Origin of the sequence: Agromyces zhanjiangensis (genome assembly GCF_040496055.1) — a bacterium.
GTDB classification, from domain to species: Bacteria; Actinomycetota; Actinomycetes; order Actinomycetales; family Microbacteriaceae; genus Agromyces; species Agromyces zhanjiangensis.
Window position 1 is genome coordinate 147,273 of sequence record NZ_JBEPKB010000007.1, and the last position, 22,754, is coordinate 170,026.

Here is a 22,754-nt window from a genome sequence, read left to right on the forward strand (position 1 = left end):
CAGCCGGGGTGCCCGACTGCCGGTCGGCACAAGCCGGGCGCCGGTTCGGCCGACACGCTTCGTCGATAGCGACAGATTCGGCCCGCGGCCGGGTGCCCGCGCCTACAGTCCGAAGATGACTGATTTCCGTCCGCCCGTCGCCGACCTGGCGTACGCGCTCACGCACGTCGTGGGCTACGACCGGGTCGCCGAGCTTCCGGGCTTCGAGCACGCAGACCTCGACACGGCCACCGAGATCCTCGAGGAGGTCGGCGGCTTCATGGCCGAGGTCGTCGCCCCCACCAACCGCGCCGGCGACGTGGAGGGCGCCCGCCTGAACGCCGACGGCACGGTGACCACGCCGACCGGGTTCAAGGAGGCGTACGCCGCCTACGTCGAGGCCGGCTGGGGCTCGGTCCCCCTGCCCGAGGAGTACGGCGGCGGCGACTTCCCGCGTGCGATCGGGCTCGCCATCCAGGAGCTGACGATGGAGGCCAACATGGCCTTCTCCCTCGCGCCCCTGCTCACGCAGGGCGCGATCGAGGCCCTCCTGCACTACGGCAGCGATGAGCAGAAGCAGGCCTGGCTGCCCAAGATGGTCAGCGGCGAGTGGGCCGGCACGATGAACCTCACCGAGCCGCACGCCGGCTCCGACGTGGGCGCCCTCACCACAAAGGCGGTCAAGCGCCCCGACGGCACGTACGGCATCACCGGCCAGAAGATCTTCATCACGTTCGGCGACCACGACCTGAGCGAGCAGATCGTGCACCTGGTGCTGGCCCGCACCCCCGACGCGCCCGCCGGCACGAAGGGCATCTCATGCTTCATCGTGCCGAAGTTCCTCATGAACGACGACGGCTCGATCGGCGAGCGCAACGGGGTGCACACGGTCGGCGTCGAGCACAAGATGGGCATCCACGGCTCCCCCACGTGCGTGCTGTCGTACGAGGACGCCACGGGGTACCTCATCGGCGACGAGAACCTGGGCATGCGCATCATGTTCGTGATGATGAACAGCGCGCGCGTCTCGGTGGGCACGCAGGGGCTCGCCGTCGCCGAGCGCGCCTACCAGCAGTCGCTCGACTACGCGAAGGAGCGCATCCAGGGCCGCGCGATCGGCTCGACGCAGGATTCGCCGATCATCGACTTCCCCGATGTGCGCCGCATGCTCATGACGCAGAAGTCGTACATCGCCGCGCTCCGCCGCATGATGCTCCTGAACGCCGTGCAGGTCGACGTCTCGACCCACCACCCGGATGCCGCGACCCGCGCCCGCGCGGACGAGCTCGTGGGCCTCCTCACCCCCATCTGCAAGTCGTTCGGTAGCGACCTCGGCAACGAGCTCACGTCGCTCGCGCTGCAGATCCACGGTGGCATGGGCTTCATCGAGGAGACCGGCGCCGCGCAGCACTACCGCGACGTGCGCATCGCCGCGATCTACGAGGGCACGAACGGCATCCAGGCCGCCGACCTCGTGGGCCGCAAGCTCGGCGTCCGGGGCGGGGCGTCGTTCCTCGAGTTCATCGCGACCATGCGCGAGCTCGACGGCGAGCTGGCGTCCGCGGGCGACGAGTTCGCGTCCATCCGCGCACAGCTGAACACGAGCCTCGACGTGCTCGAGCAGACGACCGCGTGGATGCTCAACACCGGCGCCTCCGACCCCACCTCGGTGCTCGCGGGCTCCAGCCCGTACCTGCGCATCTGGGGTCTCGTGGTCGGCGGCTGGCTGCTCGCGAAGTCCGCGCTCGCCGCGCGCGAGCTCGACGGCGACGCCATCGCGGCGACGCAGTTGCCGCTGGCACGCTTCTACGCCGAGCAGTTGCTCCCGGCGGTGTCCGGCCTCGTCGGCGCTGCGACGGCCGGGTCGCGCGACCTGTTCGCGCTCGACGCCGACGCGCTCGGCGACGTGGTGCGGCGCACCGCGCGCGTCTGACGCAGCGCCCGGTCCCATCGCGGGGGTCGTGCCGATCGGCGCGGCCCCCGCGGTCGTCAGGGCCAGCGCCCGATAGGGCGCCGCCGTGCACGTCGCCGTCGCGCCCGCCGCATCGACTTCGCCGACCCGGTCCGAACGAGAGATGTCCGGAAACGACAAAACCCCCGGATGACCCGGGGTTTTCCTGTAGCGAGGGCGGGACTCGAACCCGCGACACCACGATTATGAGCCGTGTGCTCTAACCACCTGAGCTACCCCGCCGCGAGGCTTCTCCGGAAACCGGAGGAACCAGAGCCCCGAGTCAGGATTGAACTGACGACCCCTTCCTTACCATGGAAGTGCTCTACCACTGAGCTATCGGGGCGTGTGCCGCTGTCGCGGCAACCACACGAGAATATCACCTCGGCGCGTGTGCGTTAAATCGTGGGTCGGGTGCCCGGTCAGAGGCTCGTCGGCACCCCGGAGGAGTATGCGGTGCCCGCGACGATGGCCACCACGAGGAGCACGTAGAGCACGATCGCGACGACCATCCCGATCGTCAGCACGTAGCCGAAGATGAGCCCGGTGAGAGCGGCACCGGCGCCCTGCTCCCCCGTCCGGCGGATCTGCGCGCGCGCGATGTGGCCGCACACGATCGCCGCGATCGAGCTGATCGGACCGAACATGAGCGAGCCGAGCCCCAGGCCGAAGGCGACCCAGGCGAGCACGTTCTGCGGCGCCGTCACGGGAGGCGTCCACGGAGCGGGCGCCGTGCCGTACCCGGATCCGTAGGCGGGGACGTAGGTGGAGGGGACCTGGCCGGCATCGCCGGGCGCCGACTCGAGCGGCGCGGTCCCGTACGGCAGGGTGGACGCGTCGGACGACCCGGTGGGCGGGAGCGGCGGTGCGGGAGGAACGGGCGGGGGCGTGGGGGCGCTCATGGCAGGGCTGCTCCGGTTCGGATCGGGAGAACGGGCTGGGCGGGTCAGGCCGCCATGCTATCGCCCGGACGAGGGGTGCCGGAGGCATCCGTCACCCGAGCGACTGCGCGCGCAGGATTCAGGACCAGCACGCGCGTCGACGATCCGCGAGGGACGAATCGCCGCGCCGACCGCACGCAGAGGCGGCTGCGTCCTGAATTCGGAACGCAGCCGCCTCGGCCTGGCATCCGCCCGACGGGCTCGCGGCTACTTGACCGCGCCTGCGGAGAGCCCGCCGACGATGTACTTCTGCAGGTAGAGGAAGAGCAGCACGACCGGCAGTGCCGCGATGACGGCCCCCGCCGAGAACGCCGCCCAGTCCGCGTACCGCGGGTTCGAGACGAGCTTCGTGAGGCCCACCGCGAGGGTCTGGTTCTCGGTGTCGATCAGGATCACGGATGCCACGACGTACTCGTTGACCGAGAAGATGAACGACAGCAGGGCGACGACCGCGAGGATCGGGGCGACGAGCCGCAGGATGATCGTGAAGAAGATGCGCGCGTGGCCGGCGCCGTCGATCTTCGCCGCCTCGTCGATCGAGGCCGGGATCGTGTTGAAGTACCCGTACATGAGGTACGTGTTCACGCCCAGCGCACCGCCGAGGTAGACCATGATCAGGCCGATGTGCGTGTTCAGGCCGATGGCGGGGAACCAGTCGCTGATCGCGGTCATCACGAGGAAGATCGCGACGACGGCGAGCATCTGCGGGAACATCTGCACGACCACGATCGTGATGAGGCCGAACCGGCGGCCCGTGAACCGCATGCGCGAGAACGCATACGCCGCCAGTGCGCCGAGGAACACCGTGAGGATCGCGGTCACACCCGCGATGATCAGCGTGTTCGCGAACCAGGTCGTGAACGGCACCTGCGGGTTCGTGAGGATCCGCGCGTACGCGTCGAACCCGATCTGCGAGAACAGCGCGTTCGAACCGGTCAGGGTGCCGTTGGGGTTCAGCGACGAGGAGATCACGAACACGACCGGGAAGAGGGCGAACGCGACGACGACGATGCCGACGAGGTGGCGCCATCCGGTGGCCTTGAACCACTTGCCGAAGCGGAAGGGGCGCTTGGCCGGGACTCCGCGCGGGTGCTCGTCGCGCTCGGCCTGCGCCTCGAGCGAGAGCGCGAGCATCTCGCCCTCGATCGCCGGGCTCTCGACCCAGGACCGACGCGGCTGCTTGGTGTCCTTGTCAGCCATCAGTTGATCTCCTCGAGCGACCTGGTGCGGCGGAAGGCGATGATCGAGATCACCGCGACCACGATGAAGATGATGATCGAGTACGCCGCCGCGAGGCCGTAGTCGCGGTTCTGGCCGGTGAAGGCCACCTTGTAGACCATCGAGATGAGGATGTCGGTGAAGCCGACCGGGATCGGCGCGCTCGTGTCTCTCGGCCCGCCGTTCGTCAACATGTAGATGACGTTGAAGTTGTTGAAGTTGAACGCGAACGAGGCGATCAGCAGGGGCGCGACCGAGACGAGCAGCAGCGGCAGCTTGATGTGCCGGAAGGTCTGCCACGGCGAGGCGCCGTCGATGCTGGATGCCTCGTTCACGTCGTCCGGGATCGACTGCAGCGCGCCCGTGCAGATGAGGAACATGTACGGGAACCCGAGCCACAGGTTCACGATGATGACCGACAGCTTCGCCATCCACGGATCGGTGAGCCATGGGATCGATGCGCCGCCGAAGATCACCTGGTTGATGAAGCCGAAGCTCTCGTTCATCATGCCCGCCCAGACGAGCGCCGAGAGGAACGACGGGATCGCGTAGGGGATGATCATCGCGACCCGGTAGTACCTGCGGCCCTTCATGCGCATGTCGTTGAAGACGATCGCGAGGAAGAGGCCGAGGAAGAACGTCGTCGCGACCGAGATGAGGGCGAACGCGAACGTCCAGAGCGTGACGTAGACGAGCGGTCCCGCGAGGCGGGTATCGGTGACGGCGCGGACGAAGTTGTCGAAGCCGACCGTGATCTGCCAGCCGGGGAGGATCTCGGTGCCGTCCTCGGCGGTGAACGCGCCGGTGCCGGTGTCGGAGTAGACCGTCCCCGTCGAGAGGTCGGTCATCGTCCCCGCGGCCTCGTCGTACTCGAGGTTCGAGGTGTAGAGGTAGCCGTTCGAGCCGTCGGGGGTGCGGATGGCGCCGTCGTTGGGGTCGTCGGAGAACGGCACCGCGAGCTCGGTGATCTCGTTCGTCCGCGCGATCACGTCGCTGAACTGCAGCGTGGTCCACCCGTCGACGGCGACGGCCTTGCCCCCGTCGACCTCGGAGGGGTCGACCGGCTGCAAGGGCTGCTCGTTCGTGCCGAGGCTCGCGTCGCCGGCGGGATCGGTGACGAGCAGGCCGAGCGTGCCGAGCTGGTCCACGACCGTGACCTGGTAGGTGGGCGACTCGGGCACGCGCTCGAGCGAGGCGGCCATGAGCGAGCTGACGGCCTGCTCCTTGGATCCGTTGTGCCCGGTGCCGTAGTTGGTGAACGCGATGTAGCCCGTGTAGACGAGCACGAACACCTGGAACAGCACCAGGAAGATGACGCCGGGCGTGAGGTACTTCGCCGGGAGCGCCTTCCGTGAGAAGTAGATCCAGTTGACGAGCGCGGTGACGCCGACCACGACCGCGAGGACCAGCCACTCCTGCGCGAGCGCGAGGACGAGGATCGCGTAGACCGCGATCGCGTCGACGATGCCGAGGAGCAGCAGCTTGACCAGGATGGAGCGGATGCCGCCTGACGCGGCGTCCGCGATGCGTGCGGCGCGCTTCTGCCGCTTCGTGGGAGGCGTCGTCGACTTCGCGGCGACGTCCTCGTCGATCGTGGTGCTCATCTGCTCGCTCTTCTCGTCGAACGCTCTGGGAACGGGTGCGGCTCCGGGCCGGATGCCTCGCGGCATCCGGGCCGGAGCCCGTGTCCGTCTTAGCCGATCGCAGCCTGGACGTCGGCGGTGAGCTTCTCCCACGTCGCCGCCGGGTCCTCGCCGTTGATGATCGAGGCCTCGGCGATGCCCCAGTACTGCCACACCGAGCCCATGGCCGGGATGGCGGGCATCGGGACGGCCTCCTGGCCGACGGCCGCGAAGCCCTCGATGATCGGGTCGCTCGAGGCGGACTCGGCCGCGGCCGAGAGGGCGGGCAGGATGTTGCCGGCCTCGAACAGCTCGAGCTGGACGTCCTCGGTGCCGATGTAGTTCACGAGGAAGTCGTTCGCGGCGACCTTGTTCTCCGACTCCGACGAGACGAAGAAGCCCTTGACGCCGGCGAACGGCGACGCGGCGTCGCCGGTCGGGCTCGGGACGGTGTCGATCGCGACGTTGACGCCGCCGTCGATCGCGGCGCCGACGTTCCACGGGCCGGTCAGCCAGAAGGCAGCCGTGCCGTCGAGGAACGCCTGCTTGGCGATGTCACCGTCGATGTCGGTGTTGAAGACGCCGGTGCCGTCCTTGCCCTGGCCGCTGAGCCACTCGGCGAACTCGGTGCCGCCGGTGCTGCCGAGCTGGAGGTCGGTCGGGTCGTAGCCCTCGTCGTTGGTGCCGAACACCGGGGCGCCGAACGCGGTCTGGAACGGGTAGAGGTGGTAGGGGTTGCCCTCTGCGCCCTGCTCGACGACGAACGGCTGGTCGAGGCCGGCCTCCTTGCCCTTCGCGATCATGTCGTCGAAGCTCGTCGCCGGCTCGGCGACCAGGTCCGCGTTGCGGAGCACGGCGATGTTCTCGACCGCGTACGGGAGCATGTAGACGGTGCCCTCGTAGGTCGCCGCGTCGATCGCGACGGGGAGGTAGTCGGCGGCCGAGTCGCCGAGCTCGAGCGGAGCGACGACGCCGTTGGTCGAGAGCTCGCCCAGCCAGTCGTGGGCGCCCATGGTGATGTCGGGGCCCTCGCCCGTCGGCACCTGCTGGATGAAGTCGTCCTTGATGGTCGCGTTGTCCTTGCCGACGAGCTCGACCTCGACGCCGGTCTCCTCGGTGTAGGCCTCGGCCGCGCCCTTCAGCGCGTCGACGCGCTCGGCGTCGACCCAGACGGTCAGCGTGCCGCCGGCCGCAGCGCCGTTGTCGCCCTCGCCCGAGTCGCCGCTCGCGCAGCTCGCGAGACCCAGGGTCGCGACGACGGCGACGGCGCCGGCCGCGAGGAGGCTCTTCGTGTTCACCCGCATTGGTGTGCCCTTCTCAGTGTGCGTGAGATCGGCGCCTTCGCCTGGTGGGGAGTTCCGCGCACCGTGCCCGAAAGGCCGTTCTTCCGTGTGATGTTGCCCGCCATGTGATTGCAAGCGGTTTCAGGTATACCTGTTCCGCGTCACATTGACAACTCGGCGTTACGTGATCGATACCGGCTTGCTAGGCTCCTCCGGGGCACTTGAAGGTGCAAGCGCTTCCAGATATCTGAGATTGGCTTAAGGTTTTCTCCATGACTTCCGAATGGTGGCGCACCGCCGCGATCTACCAGATCTACCCCCGGTCCTTCGCCGACGCGAACGGCGACGGCATGGGCGACCTGGCCGGCATCCGCTCGCGCCTGCCCGAGCTCGCCGACCTCGGCGTCGACGCGATCTGGCTGTCGCCGTTCTACACCTCGCCCCAGAAGGACGCCGGGTACGACGTCGCCGACTACTGCGACGTCGACCCCCTCTTCGGCACGCTCGCCGACTTCGACGACATGCTCGCCGAGGCGCACCGGCTCGGACTCAAGGTCATCGTCGACCTCGTCCCGAACCACTCCAGCGACCAGCACGTCTGGTTCCAGCGGGCGCTCGCGGCCGCCCCCGGCAGCCCGGAGCGCGCCCGCTACGTCTTCCGCGACGGAAAGGGCGAGCACGGCGAGCTCCCGCCGAACAACTGGGAGTCGGTGTTCGGCGGATCGATGTGGACCCGCACGACCGACCCCGACGGCACCCCCGGGCAGTGGTACCTGCACATCTTCGACAGCTCGCAGCCCGACTTCGACTGGGAGCAGGACGAGGTCCGCGAGGAGTTCCGCCGCATCCTGCGGTTCTGGCTCGACCGCGGCGTCGACGGGTTCCGCGTCGACGTGGCGCACGGACTCATCAAGGCCGAGGGGCTGCCCGACTACACCCCGCCGGCCGACGCCGGCTCGATGGGCGGCAATCAGCACGGCCTCGAGGCGGGCGTCCCGCTCGAGCCCGAGATCCACGACGAGAACGTCGGCGCTCCGTACTGGGGCCAGGAGGGCGTGCACGAGGTCTACCGCGACTGGCGGAAGGTGCTCGAGGAGTACGACGGCGAGCGCATCCTCGCCGCCGAGGCATGGGTCGACCCGCTCTCGCGCGTCGCCAAGTGGGTCCGCCCCGACGAGATGCACCAGGCGTTCAACTTCGCCTACCTCGAGACCCCGTTCGAGGCCGCACCCTTGCGTGCGGTGATCGACCACTCGATCGAGACGTTCGGCGCCGTCGGCGCACCCTCGACATGGGTGCTCTCGAACCACGACGTCATCCGCCACGCCTCACGCCTCGCGCTGACCTCGGACAGCCTGCAGGGCCACGGCATCGGCCCGAAGAGCCCGGGCCTGCCCGACCCGGTGGTCGGCCTCCGACGCGCGCGCGCCGCGACCGCGCTCATGCTCGCGCTGCCCGGCTCCGCGTACCTCTACCAGGGGGAGGAACTCGGCCTGCCCGAGGCCATCGGCCTGCCCGACGAGGCCCGCCAGGACCCGACCTGGTTCCGCACGAACGGCGAGCGCTACGGCCGAGACGGATGCCGCGTGCCGCTGCCCTGGGAGGCCGACGCGCCGTCGTACGGCTTCGGCCCCGCCGACACGACGTGGCTCCCCCAGCCCGCCGAGTGGGCGGAGTTCGCGCGCGACCGCCAACGCGGCGTCGCCGGTTCGACGCTCGAGCTGTACCGCTCGCTCCTCGCCGAGCGTCGCGCCCGGTCGCTCGCGACCGGAGAGCTGGAGTGGCTGGACGGGTTCGGCGACGACGTCCTCGCCGTCCGCAACGGCAGCGTGCTCGTCGTGGCGAACACGGGCTCGTCCCCCGTCGAGCTCCCCGAGGGCGACGTGATCCTCTCGAGCGCGGCGCTCGACGGCCGCACGCTCCCCGGCGAGACCACCGCCTGGCTCGCCGCCTAGCCCGCCGCGCTGCGCCCGGGCCCCGGCAGACGGGTCGCCCACGCTGCTGGTCGCGACGGTGAGCGGATGCCACATGGCATCCGCTCACCGTCCGGCGCAGCATCCGTTCGCCGGGTTTCTACGACAGCTCGCTCCCCCGATCGCGCTGCGCCGGAGTTCGCAGGATGGCACGCCCGCCGGTCTCCACCTTCCGCTCCACGCCGCTCCGCCCACGTTGCATGAGATTCCCGTGCAAGGCTTCCCCAGCGCCGGCATCCGCCCGATTCTCATGCATTCTCGATGGGCGACTCCCGATGCAGCACCGACAACGGCAGCGCAGCCATCGGTGTCGCTCGCCGCGGACCTCGGTGCTCGCCCCGGGCGACGAGCGCCAGGATGCCCGCGCGCGTGCGCTCCCAGTCCTCGATGACCTGGCGGTAACTCAGGCGCATCACGACGTATCCGCGGATGAGTGCCTCGAAATCCCGCCGACGGTCCGCCTCGAATGCCGCGCCGCTGTGGAATGCGCGACCATCGACCTCGATGATCAGGCGGGCCCCGACGAGGACGTCCACCGTGCCGACGCCCTCGATCGCCGCTTGCGCGCGGAACTCGATCCGCTTGGACCGGAGCAGCAGTCGCACCCGGGTCTCGAGCCCGGACTGGCATGACGGATCGACTCGATCGACGAGATGCCGTCGCGACCGGGGCATGCCGTCGCGGATCAGGTCGAGGTGCCCCATCGCGAGGACACCACGCTCGACGGCGCTATCGATGGTCGCGAGCACGTCGTCTTCCCCAGCGCAGGAGAACATCTCCGCGAGAGCGACGCTGAGCGGGTCGCTCGCCCGGTCGAGCCCACCACGCGTGCGGTAGTGCACGCACACGCCGTCTCGCTCGCGATCGAGCGGGATGCTGCGATCGTCGGGCGACGAGAGGCGCCCGGTCGAGTGGCGCACGCGCACGTGCAGGCGATCGTCGGCATGCACCCAGAGCCGGTGGCGCCGTGCGACGGTCGCCGCCGTGGCCGTCCCACCGACACGGACTGCTCGTACGATCTCGCGGGGCGCGTCCGGCGTCGCGAACCATCCGTTGCGGACCCGGCGAAGCTCGCCTGCGGCCACTGCTGCGCGGACGCGGGCCGGCGCGCAGCCCAGTTCCACGAGCCGGGTCGCCGAGAGCACGCCGCCGTGTTCGCGCGTGAGCCGGGCCGCCGAGGACATGGGTCGAGTGTGCCCCGCGCTGCGCCTCCTGTTCGCGGGATGGAGCCCGGCTGTGGAGAGCTGCTGCACTGGTGCATGAGATTCCGCCCGATGGCACGCCATGCGAGGTCGAAGGTCGGTATCTCATGCATTCCGCGCGGCGACGCCGCGCCGCGCCGCCGGGGGGCTCGCGTGCCGTGCGCGCACGACGACGCCCGCGGAGCGGGCCGCGGGCGGGATCAGCTCAGTTCGTGTTCGCGTAGAGCCACTCGAGCGGGTCGACCCAGTACCCGTCGATCCCGCCGATGCGGATCTCGAAGTGCAGGTGCGGACCGGTCGACATGCCCGTGTTGCCGGTCGTGCCGAGCACGTCGCCGACCTCGACGGTGTCGCCCACCTCGAAGCGGCGCGAGCCGTATTCCATGTGCGCGTACACGCTCGTGACGACCTGCCCGTCGATCACGTGGTCGATCATGGTGACGACGCCGAGCGAGCCGCCGGAGTCGGTCGAGTTCGAGACCACGCCGTCGGCGATGGCCTGGATCTGCGCACCGAGGCCGGGGTTGAAGTCCTGCCCGTGGTGGTCGACCGAGCACCCGTAGCAGTTGCGGTACCCGAACCGGTCGCCGATGTGCACGCCGACGGCGAAGGGCCACTGGATCGTGCCGAGCGGGTTGTTCGTGAAGGTCGCCTCGGCGCGGATGCCGGCGGCCTGCGCATACTCCTCGATGGTCTGCGCCTGGTAGTCCTCTCGACCGACGCCCGCGGCGAGCGTGCCGCCCGAGATGTCGACGCGCTGACCGTCGGGCGTCGTGCCGGTGGTCTGCGAGAGGGCCATCGCCTGCACCTCCGCCGGAGTGAGGAGCGACAGCGAGGGAACGGATGTCGCGACGGCGAGCATCGCGACGAATCCCATCGCGACGACGCTCGCGAAGCGCGTGGTCAGGGCGCGCTTCCGGTTCCGCGCGGGCGCGGACTTCGACGTGAAGGGTCCGTCCTCCGGACGACCCTCGGGGCGCTGCGGCGCCCGACGATCGGCGGGGGTCCGGCGGCCGACCGGGGCGCGGTGCGCGGATGCCGAGGGCTCACCTCGTCCGTTCGAGCCCGCCCGGGCGCCGCGCTCGCGGAGTCGGGCGGCTTCGACGGCCCCGTCGAGGTCGCGGTCCTCGCGGTGCCCGGCCCCGAAGAGGTCGCTCACGTCGTTCGCGGTGATGACGGCGGGATCGGATGCCGCGACGCGGCGGTCGGCGGGCAGTGCGTCGAGGCGCGCGGCCTCTCGGCCAACGGGACGATCGATGGGCCCGTCACCGGGCCGGGTCGCACGCGGCTGGACCTCCGGCCGCCCGGCGAGGCGGGGGTCGCGGGACGCGGCGAGGCGGGGGTCGCGGAGTCCTGCGGAGGGGTGCGCCAGGGGGCGCGGACCGCCCGGTCGCTCACCGGCATCGGGACCTCGCTCGGCACGGACCCCGCCCTGGGCCACGCGGGGGTCGGGGTGCGGATGCCGCGGGACGCCGGTCTGCCGGTGACCCTGCGACGGCGGGGCCGATACGGCGGCGGAGCTCGGTCCGCGGGGAGCGGGAGCCGCCCCGGGCTGGAACGGCTGCGATCGCGTCGGCGACGACGGATCGGTCGGCCCGGTCGTCCCGGCAGGGTTCGGACGAGCGGCCGGCGCATTCGCAGGACCCGCCTGCGGTCGCCGCGGGTGCCCGTCGGGCCGCGGCCTGACGCGCGGGTCGTCGAGACGGCCGCCGGCCGGCGCCGCGGGGTGCTGCGTGCGGGCGGGGACTTCCTCGGGGCGGGGGGCGGGCGCGGAGCGCGGAGCGGCGCTGCGCTGCACCGACTCGCGACCGGGTGGCAGCTCGGCCTCGGGCCGCCGCTGCGGCGCCCACCCGGGCTCGGGCGCTCCCGACTCGGGTCGGTACGGCCGCTCGGTGGGCGCCGGGGCCGCGGCGGGGCGGGGCCGGCGCGCCGCGGGAGCCGGGGTCGCGGATGTCGGCGCGGCGGGCGCCTGGGGTGCGCGCGCCGGAGCCGTCGGAGGCGCGCCCGGCGCCGGTACCGCAGCGCCTCGCGGGGCGGAACCGGGCCGGTCGGCGCGAAGGCCTGCGGCCGGGCCGTCGACCGGTCCCGCGGCCGCGCGGCGGCCGGTCCGCGTTGCGGGGTCCACGCCCGCACCATGGGTGCCGGACGGCTGCGGAGCGGCCGGCCGAGCGGTGCTCGCGGGGTGCGACGCCGGGGACTCGCGGCGGTTCGGTGCCGACTCCTGCGCCGGGAGCGGGTCGCGCCGGGAGCGGCGCGACTCCGTCGGCGCGACGGGAGGGGACGCCGGGCGCGCTGAGCCGGAGGGCTGATGGGCCTGCGGGGCGTCGACCGCCGCATCGCGGCGATCACGCGGACGAAGCGGCCCCGTGGCATCCGCCCGCCGCCTGGGTTCGCGCGCGGGGCCCGTCACCGACGCGCCGTTCGACGGCAGGTACGACTCGAACGAGACGCCCCCGGATACGCCGACGGCCGAGTCGCCGACCCGTCGGTCGGCCGGCTCGGCCGGTGAGGTGGAAGAGGAGCGGTCCCGCAGTTCGCGGCGCGTCGGCGTGCGCTCTGACCGCAAGCGGTCTCTGGTGCCTGGCGCTGAATGGTCGGGCACGAGGGGGGACTCGGGCACGTGGGGGACTTTCGCTCGTTCGGGGGGCTGACGGGGGGCTCGTGTTCACCGGGCAGGGCCGAGATCACGGATCGATAAAGCGTAACCGGTCGATCGTCGGATCGCCACGTGGATGCGGTATACGGAGGGATGCGTCCGGTTACGCCCCGGCCTCCTCCAGCAGCGAGGTCAGGTCGTCGAACAGCGACGGCGCAGCCGCGACGAGCATCCGGTCGCCCTCGGGCGCCCCTCCGAGGCCGCCGACCCGTCCGCCCGCCTCGCGCACGATGAGGGCGCCCGCGGCGTGGTCCCACGGATTCAGGCCCAGCTCGTAGAAGGCGTCGAGCCGGCCCGCGGCGACCGCGGCGAGGTCGAGGGCGGCGGAGCCGATCCGACGGATGTCGCGGATGCGCGGCAACACGCTCACGAGCACCTCCGCCTGGGTCGCCCGCCGCTCGGCCGCGTACCCGAATCCGGTCGCGACGAGCGCCCTCGAGAGGTGCACGTCCTCGTTCACGCGCAGTTCGCGCTCCCCGAGCCCGTCGACGAGTCGGGCCCCGCCGCCGACGCTCGCCTCGAACACCTCGCCCGTCACCGGGTTCACGACGACACCGGCGAGCGCGTGCCAGTGCCCCGGGTCGGGCGGGCCGTCGACCACCGCGATGCTCACCGACCACGACGGGATGCCGTAGAGCAGGTTCACCGTGCCGTCGATCGGGTCGACCACCCAGTTCAGGCCGCTCGAGCCGACATGCGTGTCGTCCTCCTCGCCGAAGATGCCGTCGTCGGGGCGTGCATCGAGGATCATCGAGCGGATGCGCTCCTCGGTGTCGCGGTCGACGGCCGTGACGACGTCGGTCGGCGTCGATTTCGTCGCCGCCACCGAGATGCCGCGACGGCGTTCCTCGAGCGCCGCCTCGGCGGCCGTCAGTGCGATCCGGCGGGCGATGGCGAGCAGGTCGACGGATGCCGCGTCCGCGGCGTTCTGGGTCATGCCCCCACGCTACTGCGGGAGCAGCGCGTCGCTCACCTGCAGCGGGACGCCCTCACGCTCCTCCGACTCGTACGCCGCCTCGACGACCGCCATCGTGTGCAGCACGTCGTCGACGGAGGTCGGCAGCGTCGGCACCGACCCCTCGACGAACCGCTGGAGTGCACCCATCGAGCCGATGAACGCGTCCGGGAACCAGGAGCCCTCGAACGGCACGGGAACCCACCCGCGCTCCTTCTCGGCCAGGAGCGCCAGTTCGAGCGCATCCGGCCCACCCGTCGGGTAGTCGAGGAGCAGCCCCATCTGCGCACGGATCGCGCCCCTGGTTCCCTCCCACTTGATGAAGCTCTCCTCGTGCGCCGGCCCGTACGCATGATCGTGGTTCGTGCTGACGGTCACCCGGATCGGCCGGTCCCGGTAGCGCATCACGATGAGGGAGCGGGTGTTCGCGACCTCCGACTTCTCGGGGTGGCGGCTCGTCACGGCGCTCACCGAGTCGGGGTCGCCGAGGAAGGATCGGATGAGGTCGACGTAGTGCACGGAGTGCATGTTGATCTCGAGCCGCTCGAGCCCGAAGACGTGCGGGAACAGGTGCCACGGCGTGTCGACGGAGACGCGGATCTCGAGGTCGTAGAGCTCGCCGATCGCGCCCTCGGCGATGAGCCTGCGCGCCTCGGCGACGTACGGCGCGAAGCGCAGCTGCGTGTTCACGGCCGCGACGAGCCCCTTCGACCGGCAGAGGTCGCGCAACTCGACGCCCTGCTCGTAGGTCTGCCCGAGGGGCTTCTGGATGAGCACGGGGGCGCCGTCGGGGAGCTGCTCGAGCGTCTCGAGGTACTGCTCGGGCATCAGCGCGATGTCGTACACCGCGTCGGCCGGCGCGGCGGCGACCGCCTCGGCGACCGTGCCGAACACGTTCGCGATCCCGTACTCGTCGGCGAGCGCCTGCGCCCGCGCGACGGTGCGGTTGACGAGCCCCCAGACGGGGTAGCCCGCCTTCCGGTACGCGGGCAGGTGGGCGTCCTTGACGATGCCGCCGGTGCCGATGATGACGATCGGGCGCGGATGCCTCGGCAACTCGAGCGTGTACGCCGCGGCGGGATCGAACTCGGGCAGGTCGGTCATTCGCGTCATCCCTTCACGGCGCCCACGGTCTGGCCGCGGATGAGGAATCGCTGCGCGCCGAGGAACACGACGAGGAGCGGGATCATCGAGATCACGGTGGCGAGGGCGAGCTGCGGCATGTACAGCTTCACGTCGAGGCCCGCGGCGACGGTCGCGTTGAAGAGCGGGCTCGCGCCGATGAGCTCCTGGATCCCGATCGAGATCGTCTTGTTGTCCTGGTTCGACGTGAGCAGGGCGAGCGGGAGGAAGAAGTTCGTCCAGTTCGCGACGAACGAGAAGAACGCGATGAGGGCCACGACCTGCTTCGAGATGGGCAGCGCCACCTGGAAGAAGATCGCCACCTCGCCGAGCCCGTCGATCCGGGCCGCCTCGACGAGCTCGGGCGGCATGGTCGTCATGAAGTGGATGTACGCGAGGTACACGCCGAACGGGAAGAAGCCCATGATGACCGCGACCGGCCACAGCTGCCCGACGGCGCCGATCGCGTTGACCTCGAGGAAGAGCGGGATCACGAGCACCGTGTTCGGCATCACCATCGCCAGCAGCGTGGCGAAGAGCCAGAACCGGCGCGATCCGAATCGCAGCCGGGCGAGGGCATATCCCGCGGGCAGGGCGGCGACGAGGGCGAGCACGCCGCCGACGACGGCGACGATCAGCGAGTTCATGATCCAGCGGAGGAACACGCCGCCGCCTGCCGGCCCGAAGCCCATGAGCTGCTGCCAGCTGTAGGCGACGTTCTCCCACGACATCCCGCCGAGGCCGAGGAATCCGTCGCCGCCGGCGACGATCCCCTCCTGGCTGCGGAACGCCATGGCGATGAAGCCGATGATCGGCAGCACGAACAGTGCGGCGAACGCGAGCATGATGGTGATGCGGGCGATCCGGCCGACGCCCCAGTGCCGGGAGCCGACGATCTGGTGGGTCTCGTGCGATGTGGTGGTCATCGGGCCTTCTCCTCGCGCTCGCCGAAGAGTCCGCTTCGGAAGACGATGATGATGCCGATCGCGAGGGTGATGACGAGCAGGATGATCGACATCGCCGCCGCGGCGGGGAAGTTGCGGTTGGTGAATGCGAACGCGTACCCGAGCTGGGTGGGCGCCCATTCGCTGTCGATCGAGCCGGCCGAGATCTGCCTCATGAGGTACGGCTCGAGGAACAGCTGGAATCCGTAGGCGAGGTTCATCAGCGCGGCGTACCCGATCCACGGGCGGATCAGCGGCAGCTTGATGCGCCACGCGAGTTGCCATGCGTTGGCGCCGTCGAGGGCCGCGGCTTCGAAGATCTCGTCCGAGATCCCGTTGAGGCCGCCGTTGACGATGACGATCCAGGTGCCGAGCCCCTGGAAGAACAGCATCGCCGTGAGGATGAGCGGCAGGTTCTCGGTGGTGACGACCTCCTTGAGGGTGGTCATGCCGAGGTCCTGCCAGAGGAAGGCGATGGGCGACTGCGACGGGTTCAGCAGGTAGACCCAGAGCACGAAGTTCGCGATGCCGGCCAGGGCCCCGGGGATGTAGTAGACGAAGCGCATCGCTCCGCCGAATCGGCCGGGGCTCGCGTGGATGAGCAGCGCCATCGCGACGATGCCGAGGATCATGATCGGCAGCCAGATGATCATGACCGTGAAGATGTTCACGAAGGTGCCGAAGAAGCGGTAGTCCGTGACCACCGTCACGAACGACTCGAAGCCGCCGAACCCGGTCTGCGGGTTCACGAGCGTGGGCGCCTTCTGCAGGCTGATCCAGAAGGCGTACCCGATCGGGATGGCCGCCGCGACGACGAACAGCAGCAGGTACGGCGCCATGAGGATGAACGCGCCGCGCCGTTCGACGCGGTGCGGCGCCCGGCGCTTCGCGGCCCGGCGCTTCGCGCCCGCCTCGGTCGATCGCGACCGCTCGGCCGCGCGCGGCCTCTCGGCCTGGGTGGTCGCTGTCGTCATGTCGTCATCCTCTGCGATGCGGAACGAGTGGGGGTGCGCCCCGGGGGAGTCCGCCGACTCCCCCGGGGCGCGGTTCGTCACTGGACGGTGTAGCCCACCGACTCTGCCTGGTTGACGAGCTCCTCGCCGAACGCGGCGATCGCGTCGGGCATGGTGCCGCCGGAGATGAGCGTGGGGCTCACCTTCTCGGTCCAGACCGAACCGGTGTCGTACAGCATGTAGGCGTAGGGCTGCACCGCGCCTGCGGCATCCTTGAACGCCTGCTGCACGGAGGGGATGTCGGCGAAGTAGGCGTCCGCCTCGATCTTGGCGAGCCAGGCGTCCTGCACCGGGCCGTACCCGGGCAGGCCCGTCGAGAGGTCGACCTGCCAGCGCGGGTCGGTGGCCACGAAGGTCGCGAACGTGAGCGTGTTCTCGAGCTGCTTGCCCGTGATGTGCGAGGAGACGCCCCAGAGGCCGCCGCCCTCGTTGCCGGTGGAGGGCGACGACTCGCCGTCCCAGGTCAGCGGAGCGACCGCGCTCATCTCGCCGGCCGGGATCTGCCAGGTGTCGCGGAAGAGGTAGTTGCCCCACCACACGGCACCGGGGCTCATGACGAGGTTGACGCCGGCCTCGGCCGCGTCGCCGTCGAAGATGCCCTGGGTCGAGAGCGCTCCACCGTCGTACATCTCGGTGAGCAGCTCGGTCGCGCGCTCGCAGTTCGGGTCGGAGAGGTCGATGTGCGCCTCGGTCTCGGAGACCCGGTCGTTGGTCGGGCAGTTCGCGCCCTGCAGGTAGCGGTTGATCGCGTAGGCATCGCCGAGGAAGCCGCTGATCTTGCCGGGGTGCTCATCGGCGATCGTCACGGCGAGTTCGGCGTACTCCTCCCACGTGGTCGGGAGGGTGTAGCCGTTGTCGTCGAAGAACGCCTTGTTGTACCAGAACACGTCGGGAGCGGCGTCGTTGCGGAGGCATCGGATCTGGCCGTCGATGTCGCAGAAGGACAGGACGGCCGGGTCGTATCCCTCGATGACGTCGGGGAGGAGGTCGGTGAGGTCGGCGGCGTAGTTGCTCGTCGAGCTGGTCGCCCACGCGATGTCGTCGTTCGAGGGGAAGAAGATCGCGTCGGGCCATCCGGAGCCGGCCGAGTCGAAGTTGGCGAAGGACTGCTTGACCGTCTTGCCGCCGACCGTGCCGTCGATCTGGACGACGTCGATCTCGATGTCCGGGTAGGCCTCCTGGAAGGCCTCCGCGGCGGGGACGCGGGGCGGGTCGACCCAGACGGTGATCTTCCCGCCGGAGTCGGTCTGGGTGGACGTGTCGGCTGCGTCGCCGGCGGCGCAGCCGGACAGGACGAGCGCGGCCGCTGCGATCGTCGCAACCCCTGCGCTCGCCGAGAGGAACCTCGTGGTCTTCATTGACACTCCTTGGATGAGGTGGCGCAGACATCACGCCGTCGTGGTTGTCGTGGTCGGTCGGAGCTTGCCGGGTCCCGGCCCCGGGGGTGCTCAAACGTTATACCAACTCGGTGCCTCTAAGCAAACGTTTGAGCACATCCCGTGCCGAGCGATCCAGCGCGGTCGATCGTACTATAGATCAGATGAATATGTGAGCGAGAATCGAGGAACGACCCTGTGGGCCCCGAAACATCCGGAGAGATTGGATAAATCGGGCGCGCACGGCCGTGAGCGGAGATACCCCGCCCACGGCCGCCACCAGCGAGTCAGAGCACTCGGTGCCGATCCCACACCGCCCGGAGGGAGTCGCCCGCGAGCAACTCGGCGAGCACCGTGGACTCCCGCGCCGCCCGTTCGCGGGCCCGGGCGAGCACGGACGCCTCGTGCTCGCGCGGCACGACCACGACGCCGTCGTCGTCGGCCATGACCAGGTCGCCCGGCGCGATGCGGACCCCGCCGAGGACGACGTCGACGTCGTGCGCGATGACGCGCATGCGCGCCCGGTAGTCGATCGGCCGGCGCGAGGCGGAGAAGGCCGGGAAGCCGAGGGCGGCGATGCGGTCGGTGTCGCGCAGGTTGCCGTCCGTGACGACGCCCGAGGCGCCCGAACCCAGCGCCGCGGCGCTGAACAGCTCGCCCCAGAACGCCGAGTCGTTGCTGCGATCAGTCGCCACGACGACGAACTGGCCACGACCGATGCCATCGATGAAGTCGATCGCATCGCGGTACGGGTCCGCCGGGTCGTCCTCGAGCGCCGGGGCGAAGCGCACCGTCCTGGCCCTGCCGATCGCGCGCGACCCGGGCACGATCGGCGCGAGCCGATGCTGGAGGACCTGGTCGCGGAGCCCGACGGCGTCGCACGAATCGCTGAGGATCGCCGTCGACAGGCGGTCGTCGCCCGCCATGGGCGTGAAGCCGAGGTCAGCGGATGACATGCCCGCCCCCCGGCCGGAACGCGTACCGCTGCTCGATCTCGTCGGTCAGCTGCACGCCGAGTCCCGGCGCCGTCGGGGCCCCGATGGTCCCGTCGGCGAAGTCGACCGGCTCGACCCGGAGCGCATCGCGCAGCGGGTTCGGCAGCGTGCAGTACTCGAAGAGCTCGACCGAGGGTTCGGCGAGCACGGTGTGCAGGTTCGCCGCGAAGGTCACGCCGCTCCCCCACACGTGCGGCACGCAGTCGACGGATGCCTCGCGCGCGAGCGCCGCGACCCGGGAGAACGCCCGCGGGCCCCCGACGAAGGTCACGTCCGGCTGGACGATGTCCACGCCGCCGGCCGCGACCAGTTCGGCGAACTCGCGCACGGTGCCGTTGGACTCGACCCCGGAGATCGGGACGTCGACCGCTGCGCGCACGCGCGCGAACCCGGCGACGTCGTCGGCCTGGCACGGCTCCTCGTACCAGCGCGCACCGAGGCTCGCGGCATGCCGGCCGACGCGGACGGCGTCCTCGACCGACCACGGCGACGACGCGCAGGCCTGGACCGCGTCGATGACGAAGCGCGATCGCGGCGGCAGTCCGCCGACGACGTGGTCGAGCAACGCGATCGTCGTGTCGGGGTCGGACATCGCGCGGAACTTCACCGTCCCGAAGCCCGCGGCGAACTGGCCGGCGGCCCATCGGGCGACCTCGTCGAACGTCGTGCCGAGGCCGCCGCTGGCGTAGGCCTCGATGCGCTGCCGCGCCGCGCCGCCGAGGACGTCGTACGCGGGTACGCCCTCCCGCTTCGCGGCGGCGTCGAGCACCGCGGTCTCGATGGCGCCGGCGACGCCGCTCAGGATGCCCCCACGCGACCAGAAGGCGGTGTAGGCGCGGAGGTGGTCGGCCACCTCCAGCGGCGACCCGAATGCGACGTCGACCAGGTAGGGGCGGAAGGCATCGACGATGCCGGGCACGGCCGTGGCGGCCATGATGCCCGCACCGGCCTCGCCGATGCCGCGCGTGCCGTCGGCGAGCTCGACCTCCACGAGCGCGGCATCCCACGATCGGATCGTCCCGCCGACCCAGACGAGCTCGTCACCGGGGTCGTACCGGTGCGACAGCAGCACCGGTCTGATGGTTCGGACGGTTGCGGTCAGGTCGCTCATCGTCGAGGCGCTCCTCAGGGTCGTGATCGGATGTGTGGTTGCGACGATAACTGCTCAAACGTTTGATCACAAGGATTGATCGGATGAAACGAGCCCGGCACGCAGAACCGGCCACCTAGGATGGGCGCCATGTCCGACGCGCACGGCTCCGCCCGCTCCCAGACCGACGTCGTGATCCAGGGGATCAAGGACATGCTCACGCGCGGCGAGCTGAAGCCCGGCTCCCGGCTGCCGATCGAGAAGGACCTCGCGGCGATGCTCAACGTCTCGCGCGGCTCGCTCCGCGAGGGCGTGCGGGCGCTGGCGACGCTCGGCGTGCTCGAGACCCGCCAGGGCGACGGCACCTACGTCACGGCGCTCGATCCGGCGGCGCTGCTGAGCCCGCTCGGGTTCCTCGCGGACCTGCAGCAGCCCGCACACGCGGCCGACCTCCTCGCCGTGCGACGCGTCCTCGAGGCCGAGAGCGTCTCGCTGGCCGCCACGCGGGTCACCGACGAGCAGCTCGCCGACCTCGAGGCGATCCTCGCGCGGGTCGACCGCGAGCTCGAGCACGAGGATGAGATGGACCTCGAGGAGTTCATCAACACCGACACGGAGTTCCATCGCGCCATCGCGGCGGCCAGCGGCAACCCGCCCCTCGCCGCGCTCGTCGACGCCCTCGTCGGACGCACCTTCCGCGCCCGCCTCTGGCGCGCCATCAGCCACCGGGGATCCGTGCGCGAGACGCAGCGGGAGCATCGCGCCATCCTCGCCGAGCTCGCCCGCCGCGACCCCGGCCGCGCGAGCATCCGCATGTCGACGCACCTGCTCGGGGTCGAGCAGTTCAGCGCGGAGCACGCCGACGAGGACCCCGAGGCCGGCTGAGCGCGGCCGGCCGAGCGCCGGCGACGTCGCCGGTCGGGGAACGACCGGCCCCTCGGCCGCCTACGCCTCGGCGAGCACCGACTCCTCGACGTGCGCCCCGGGCCGGGCACCCGCCCAGTACGCCCCATCGGGGAACGCGTACCGCGCGACGGACGACTCGTGCATCTCGGCGCTGTAGCCGGGCTGCGACGGCATCGTGTAGTGGCCGTTCTCGACGATGCACGGGTCGACGAAGTGCTCGTGCAGGTGGTCCACGAACTCGGTCACGCGGTTCTCGAGCGTGCCCGAGACGCAGACGTAGTCGAAGATCGACAGGTGCTGCACCAGCTCGCACAGGCCGACGCCGCCGGCGTGCGGGCAGACCGGCACGCCGAACTTCTGCGCCATCAGGTACACCGCTACGATCTCGTTGACGCTCGCGAGGCGAGCGGAGTCGAGCTGGCAGTAGTCGATCGCACCGGCCTGGAACATCTGCTTGAAGAGGACGCGGTTCATGCCGTGCTCGCCGGTGGCGACGCCGATCGGCGCGACCGCCTTCCGCACCGCCGCGTGGCCGAGCACGTCGTCGGGGCTCGTCGGCTCCTCGATCCACATCGGCTCGAACTCGGCGAGCCGGCCCACCCATTCGATGGCCTGCGGGACGTCCCACACCTGGTTCGCGTCGATCATGAGGTTCGCGTCCCAGCCGATCACCTCGCGCGCGATGCGCAGGCGACGGATGTCGTCCTCGACGTCGGAGCCCACCTTCAGCTTCACGTGCCGGTACCCCTCGTCGACCGCCTCCTGCAGCAGCCGTCGGAGCTTCTCGTCCGAGTAGCCGAGCCAGCCCGCGCTCGTCGTGTAGCAGGGGTACCCGCCGCGCGACTCGAGGTCGGCGATGCGCGCCGCGCGGGTCGGCGCCTTCTCGGCGAGGATCGCGATGGCCTCCTCGCGAGTGAGGGCATCCGAGAGGTAGCGGAGGTCCGCGGCGTCGACGAGCTCCTCCGGGGTCATGTCGGCGAGCAGGCGCCACAGCGGCTTCCCCGCCACGCGGGCGGCGAGGTCCCACATCGCGTTCATCACGGCCGCCATGGCGAGGTGCACGACGCCCTTCTCCGGCCCGAGCCAGCGCAGCTGAGAATCCGACGACAGCTCGCGGTACACCGAGCCCAGGTCGGCGACGGCCTCCTCCACCGATCGGCCGACGAGCGGCAGCCCGCGCTGGCGCGCGGCCTCGACGCACAGGTCGTTGCCGCGCCCGATCGTGAAGGTGAACCCGTATCCGCGCACGTCGGGGTCGTCGGTGTGGATCACGACGTACGCCGCGGAGTAGTCGCCGTCCTTGTTCATGGCGTCGGATCCGTCCATGCTCAGCGAGGTCGGGAACCGGACGTCGTGGGCGGTGACAGCGGTGATGGTGGTCATGTCGTGGGCTTCCTGGGTCTGCCGCGCGATGGCGTGGTCGCTGCGCCGCGGGCGGAACGGACGTGATGGGTCGTGCGAGGCGCCGACCTGGGTGCGTGGACCGCGCCGCTTCGCGAGGGACCGCATACGTGCCGTTCGGCGTTTG

17 protein-coding genes and 2 tRNA genes are annotated in these 22,754 nt (G+C 70.7%); 3 read left to right on the forward strand and 16 right to left on the reverse strand.

Annotation, left to right across the window (positions count from 1 at the left end; all coding sequences use genetic code 11):
- Window positions 1–115: 115 nt before the first annotated feature.
- Complete coding sequence (locus ABME02_RS13950) at window positions 116–1,912, forward strand: acyl-CoA dehydrogenase family protein (protein ID WP_353815953.1); 1,797 nt, start codon at window positions 116–118, stop codon at window positions 1,910–1,912.
- A 187-nt stretch (window positions 1,913–2,099) separates the two neighbouring features.
- On the opposite strand, the gene ABME02_RS13955 is transcribed toward ABME02_RS13950, so the two are convergent.
- The 6 genes from ABME02_RS13955 to ABME02_RS13980 form a co-directional block, all read right to left on the reverse strand.
- Window positions 2,100–2,173, reverse strand: a tRNA-Met gene (locus ABME02_RS13955).
- Window positions 2,174–2,204: 31 nt separating this feature from the next.
- Window positions 2,205–2,276, reverse strand: a tRNA-Thr gene (locus tag ABME02_RS13960).
- Between the two features lie 76 nt (window positions 2,277–2,352).
- The gene (locus tag ABME02_RS13965; RefSeq protein WP_353815954.1) at window positions 2,353–2,832 is read right to left on the reverse strand and encodes a DUF4190 domain-containing protein; all 480 of its coding nucleotides are present in this window, start codon (window positions 2,830–2,832) and stop codon (window positions 2,353–2,355) included.
- Between the two features lie 246 nt (window positions 2,833–3,078).
- On the reverse strand, window positions 3,079–4,005 hold the full coding sequence (locus ABME02_RS13970; protein ID WP_436408277.1) for a sugar ABC transporter permease: 927 nt from the start codon (window positions 4,003–4,005) through the stop codon (window positions 3,079–3,081).
- 65 nt (window positions 4,006–4,070) lie between these two features.
- Window positions 4,071–5,693, reverse strand: a complete 1,623-nt coding sequence (locus tag ABME02_RS13975; RefSeq protein WP_353815956.1) for an ABC transporter permease subunit — start codon at window positions 5,691–5,693, stop codon at window positions 4,071–4,073.
- A gap of 89 nt (window positions 5,694–5,782) precedes the next feature.
- Window positions 5,783–7,015, reverse strand: a complete 1,233-nt coding sequence (locus ABME02_RS13980) for a sugar ABC transporter substrate-binding protein (RefSeq protein WP_353815957.1) — start codon at window positions 7,013–7,015, stop codon at window positions 5,783–5,785.
- A 251-nt stretch (window positions 7,016–7,266) separates the two neighbouring features.
- On the opposite strand from ABME02_RS13980, the gene ABME02_RS13985 reads away from it, so the two are divergent.
- Entirely contained in the window at window positions 7,267–8,949 is a 1,683-nt protein-coding gene (locus ABME02_RS13985) for a glycoside hydrolase family 13 protein (RefSeq protein WP_353815958.1), read from the forward strand.
- Between the two features lie 266 nt (window positions 8,950–9,215).
- Here ABME02_RS13985 and ABME02_RS13990 read toward each other — a convergent pair whose 3' ends face one another.
- The 9 genes from ABME02_RS13990 to ABME02_RS14030 all read right to left on the reverse strand — a co-directional run bounded on the left by ABME02_RS13990 (window position 9,216) and on the right by ABME02_RS14030 (window position 20,341).
- The gene (locus ABME02_RS13990; protein ID WP_353815959.1) at window positions 9,216–10,151 is read right to left on the reverse strand and encodes an endonuclease domain-containing protein; all 936 of its coding nucleotides are present in this window, start codon (window positions 10,149–10,151) and stop codon (window positions 9,216–9,218) included.
- A gap of 223 nt (window positions 10,152–10,374) precedes the next feature.
- The gene (locus tag ABME02_RS13995) at window positions 10,375–11,328 is read right to left on the reverse strand and encodes a M23 family metallopeptidase (RefSeq protein ID WP_353815960.1); all 954 of its coding nucleotides are present in this window, start codon (window positions 11,326–11,328) and stop codon (window positions 10,375–10,377) included.
- A 1,600-nt stretch (window positions 11,329–12,928) separates the two neighbouring features.
- Entirely contained in the window at window positions 12,929–13,762 is an 834-nt protein-coding gene (locus tag ABME02_RS14000) for an inositol monophosphatase family protein (protein WP_353815961.1), read from the reverse strand.
- A 9-nt stretch (window positions 13,763–13,771) separates the two neighbouring features.
- A complete protein-coding gene (locus ABME02_RS14005; protein WP_353815962.1) occupies window positions 13,772–14,884 on the reverse strand; it encodes a Gfo/Idh/MocA family protein in 1,113 nt (370 codons plus the stop codon).
- A 5-nt stretch (window positions 14,885–14,889) separates the two neighbouring features.
- Entirely contained in the window at window positions 14,890–15,828 is a 939-nt protein-coding gene (locus ABME02_RS14010; protein ID WP_353815963.1) for a carbohydrate ABC transporter permease, read from the reverse strand.
- On the reverse strand, window positions 15,825–16,820 hold the full coding sequence (locus ABME02_RS14015; RefSeq protein ID WP_353815964.1) for a carbohydrate ABC transporter permease: 996 nt from the start codon (window positions 16,818–16,820) through the stop codon (window positions 15,825–15,827). The genes ABME02_RS14010 and ABME02_RS14015 overlap by 4 nt, the downstream gene beginning before the upstream one ends.
- Before the next feature lie 77 nt (window positions 16,821–16,897).
- Entirely contained in the window at window positions 16,898–18,217 is a 1,320-nt protein-coding gene (locus ABME02_RS14020; protein WP_353815965.1) for an ABC transporter substrate-binding protein, read from the reverse strand.
- A 305-nt stretch (window positions 18,218–18,522) separates the two neighbouring features.
- Window positions 18,523–19,191 (reverse strand): RraA family protein, encoded by a 669-nt coding sequence (locus ABME02_RS14025; protein WP_353815966.1) that lies wholly within the window; start codon window positions 19,189–19,191, stop codon window positions 18,523–18,525.
- Window positions 19,178–20,341, reverse strand: coding sequence for a mandelate racemase/muconate lactonizing enzyme family protein (locus ABME02_RS14030; protein ID WP_353815967.1), 1,164 nt, complete (start codon window positions 20,339–20,341; stop codon window positions 19,178–19,180). Before ABME02_RS14030 ends, ABME02_RS14025 begins: the two co-directional genes overlap by 14 nt.
- A 129-nt stretch (window positions 20,342–20,470) precedes the next feature.
- Here ABME02_RS14030 and ABME02_RS14035 point away from each other — a divergent pair, with 129 nt between their 5' ends.
- The gene (locus tag ABME02_RS14035) at window positions 20,471–21,205 is read left to right on the forward strand and encodes a FadR/GntR family transcriptional regulator (protein ID WP_353815968.1); all 735 of its coding nucleotides are present in this window, start codon (window positions 20,471–20,473) and stop codon (window positions 21,203–21,205) included.
- A 60-nt stretch (window positions 21,206–21,265) separates the two neighbouring features.
- Here ABME02_RS14035 and ABME02_RS14040 read toward each other — a convergent pair whose 3' ends face one another.
- A complete protein-coding gene (locus ABME02_RS14040; protein ID WP_353815969.1) occupies window positions 21,266–22,609 on the reverse strand; it encodes an L-fuconate dehydratase in 1,344 nt (447 codons plus the stop codon).
- Between the last annotated feature and the right edge of the window lie 145 nt (window positions 22,610–22,754).

Excerpts from the sequence above, each read along its gene's own strand:
- ABME02_RS13950 (WP_353815953.1), top strand. The coding sequence starts at position 116 with ATGACTGATTTCCGTCCGCCCGTCGCCGACCTGGCGTACGCGCTCACG.
- ABME02_RS13965 (WP_353815954.1), bottom strand. The coding sequence starts at position 2,832 with ATGAGCGCCCCCACGCCCCCGCCCGTTCCTCCCGCACCGCCGCTCCCG.
- ABME02_RS13970 (WP_436408277.1), bottom strand. The coding sequence starts at position 4,005 with ATGCTCGCGCTCTCGCTCGAGGCGCAGGCCGAGCGCGACGAGCACCCG.
- ABME02_RS13975 (WP_353815956.1), bottom strand. The coding sequence starts at position 5,693 with ATGAGCACCACGATCGACGAGGACGTCGCCGCGAAGTCGACGACGCCT.
- ABME02_RS13980 (WP_353815957.1), bottom strand. The coding sequence starts at position 7,015 with ATGCGGGTGAACACGAAGAGCCTCCTCGCGGCCGGCGCCGTCGCCGTC.
- ABME02_RS13985 (WP_353815958.1), top strand. The coding sequence starts at position 7,267 with ATGACTTCCGAATGGTGGCGCACCGCCGCGATCTACCAGATCTACCCC.
- ABME02_RS13990 (WP_353815959.1), bottom strand. The coding sequence starts at position 10,151 with ATGTCCTCGGCGGCCCGGCTCACGCGCGAACACGGCGGCGTGCTCTCG.
- ABME02_RS14000 (WP_353815961.1), bottom strand. The coding sequence starts at position 13,762 with ATGACCCAGAACGCCGCGGACGCGGCATCCGTCGACCTGCTCGCCATC.
- ABME02_RS14005 (WP_353815962.1), bottom strand. The coding sequence starts at position 14,884 with ATGACCGACCTGCCCGAGTTCGATCCCGCCGCGGCGTACACGCTCGAG.
- ABME02_RS14010 (WP_353815963.1), bottom strand. The coding sequence starts at position 15,828 with ATGACCACCACATCGCACGAGACCCACCAGATCGTCGGCTCCCGGCAC.
- ABME02_RS14015 (WP_353815964.1), bottom strand. The coding sequence starts at position 16,820 with ATGACGACAGCGACCACCCAGGCCGAGAGGCCGCGCGCGGCCGAGCGG.
- ABME02_RS14020 (WP_353815965.1), bottom strand. The coding sequence starts at position 18,217 with ATGAAGACCACGAGGTTCCTCTCGGCGAGCGCAGGGGTTGCGACGATC.
- ABME02_RS14025 (WP_353815966.1), bottom strand. The coding sequence starts at position 19,191 with ATGTCATCCGCTGACCTCGGCTTCACGCCCATGGCGGGCGACGACCGC.
- ABME02_RS14030 (WP_353815967.1), bottom strand. The coding sequence starts at position 20,341 with ATGAGCGACCTGACCGCAACCGTCCGAACCATCAGACCGGTGCTGCTG.
- ABME02_RS14035 (WP_353815968.1), top strand. The coding sequence starts at position 20,471 with ATGTCCGACGCGCACGGCTCCGCCCGCTCCCAGACCGACGTCGTGATC.
- ABME02_RS14040 (WP_353815969.1), bottom strand. The coding sequence starts at position 22,609 with ATGACCACCATCACCGCTGTCACCGCCCACGACGTCCGGTTCCCGACC.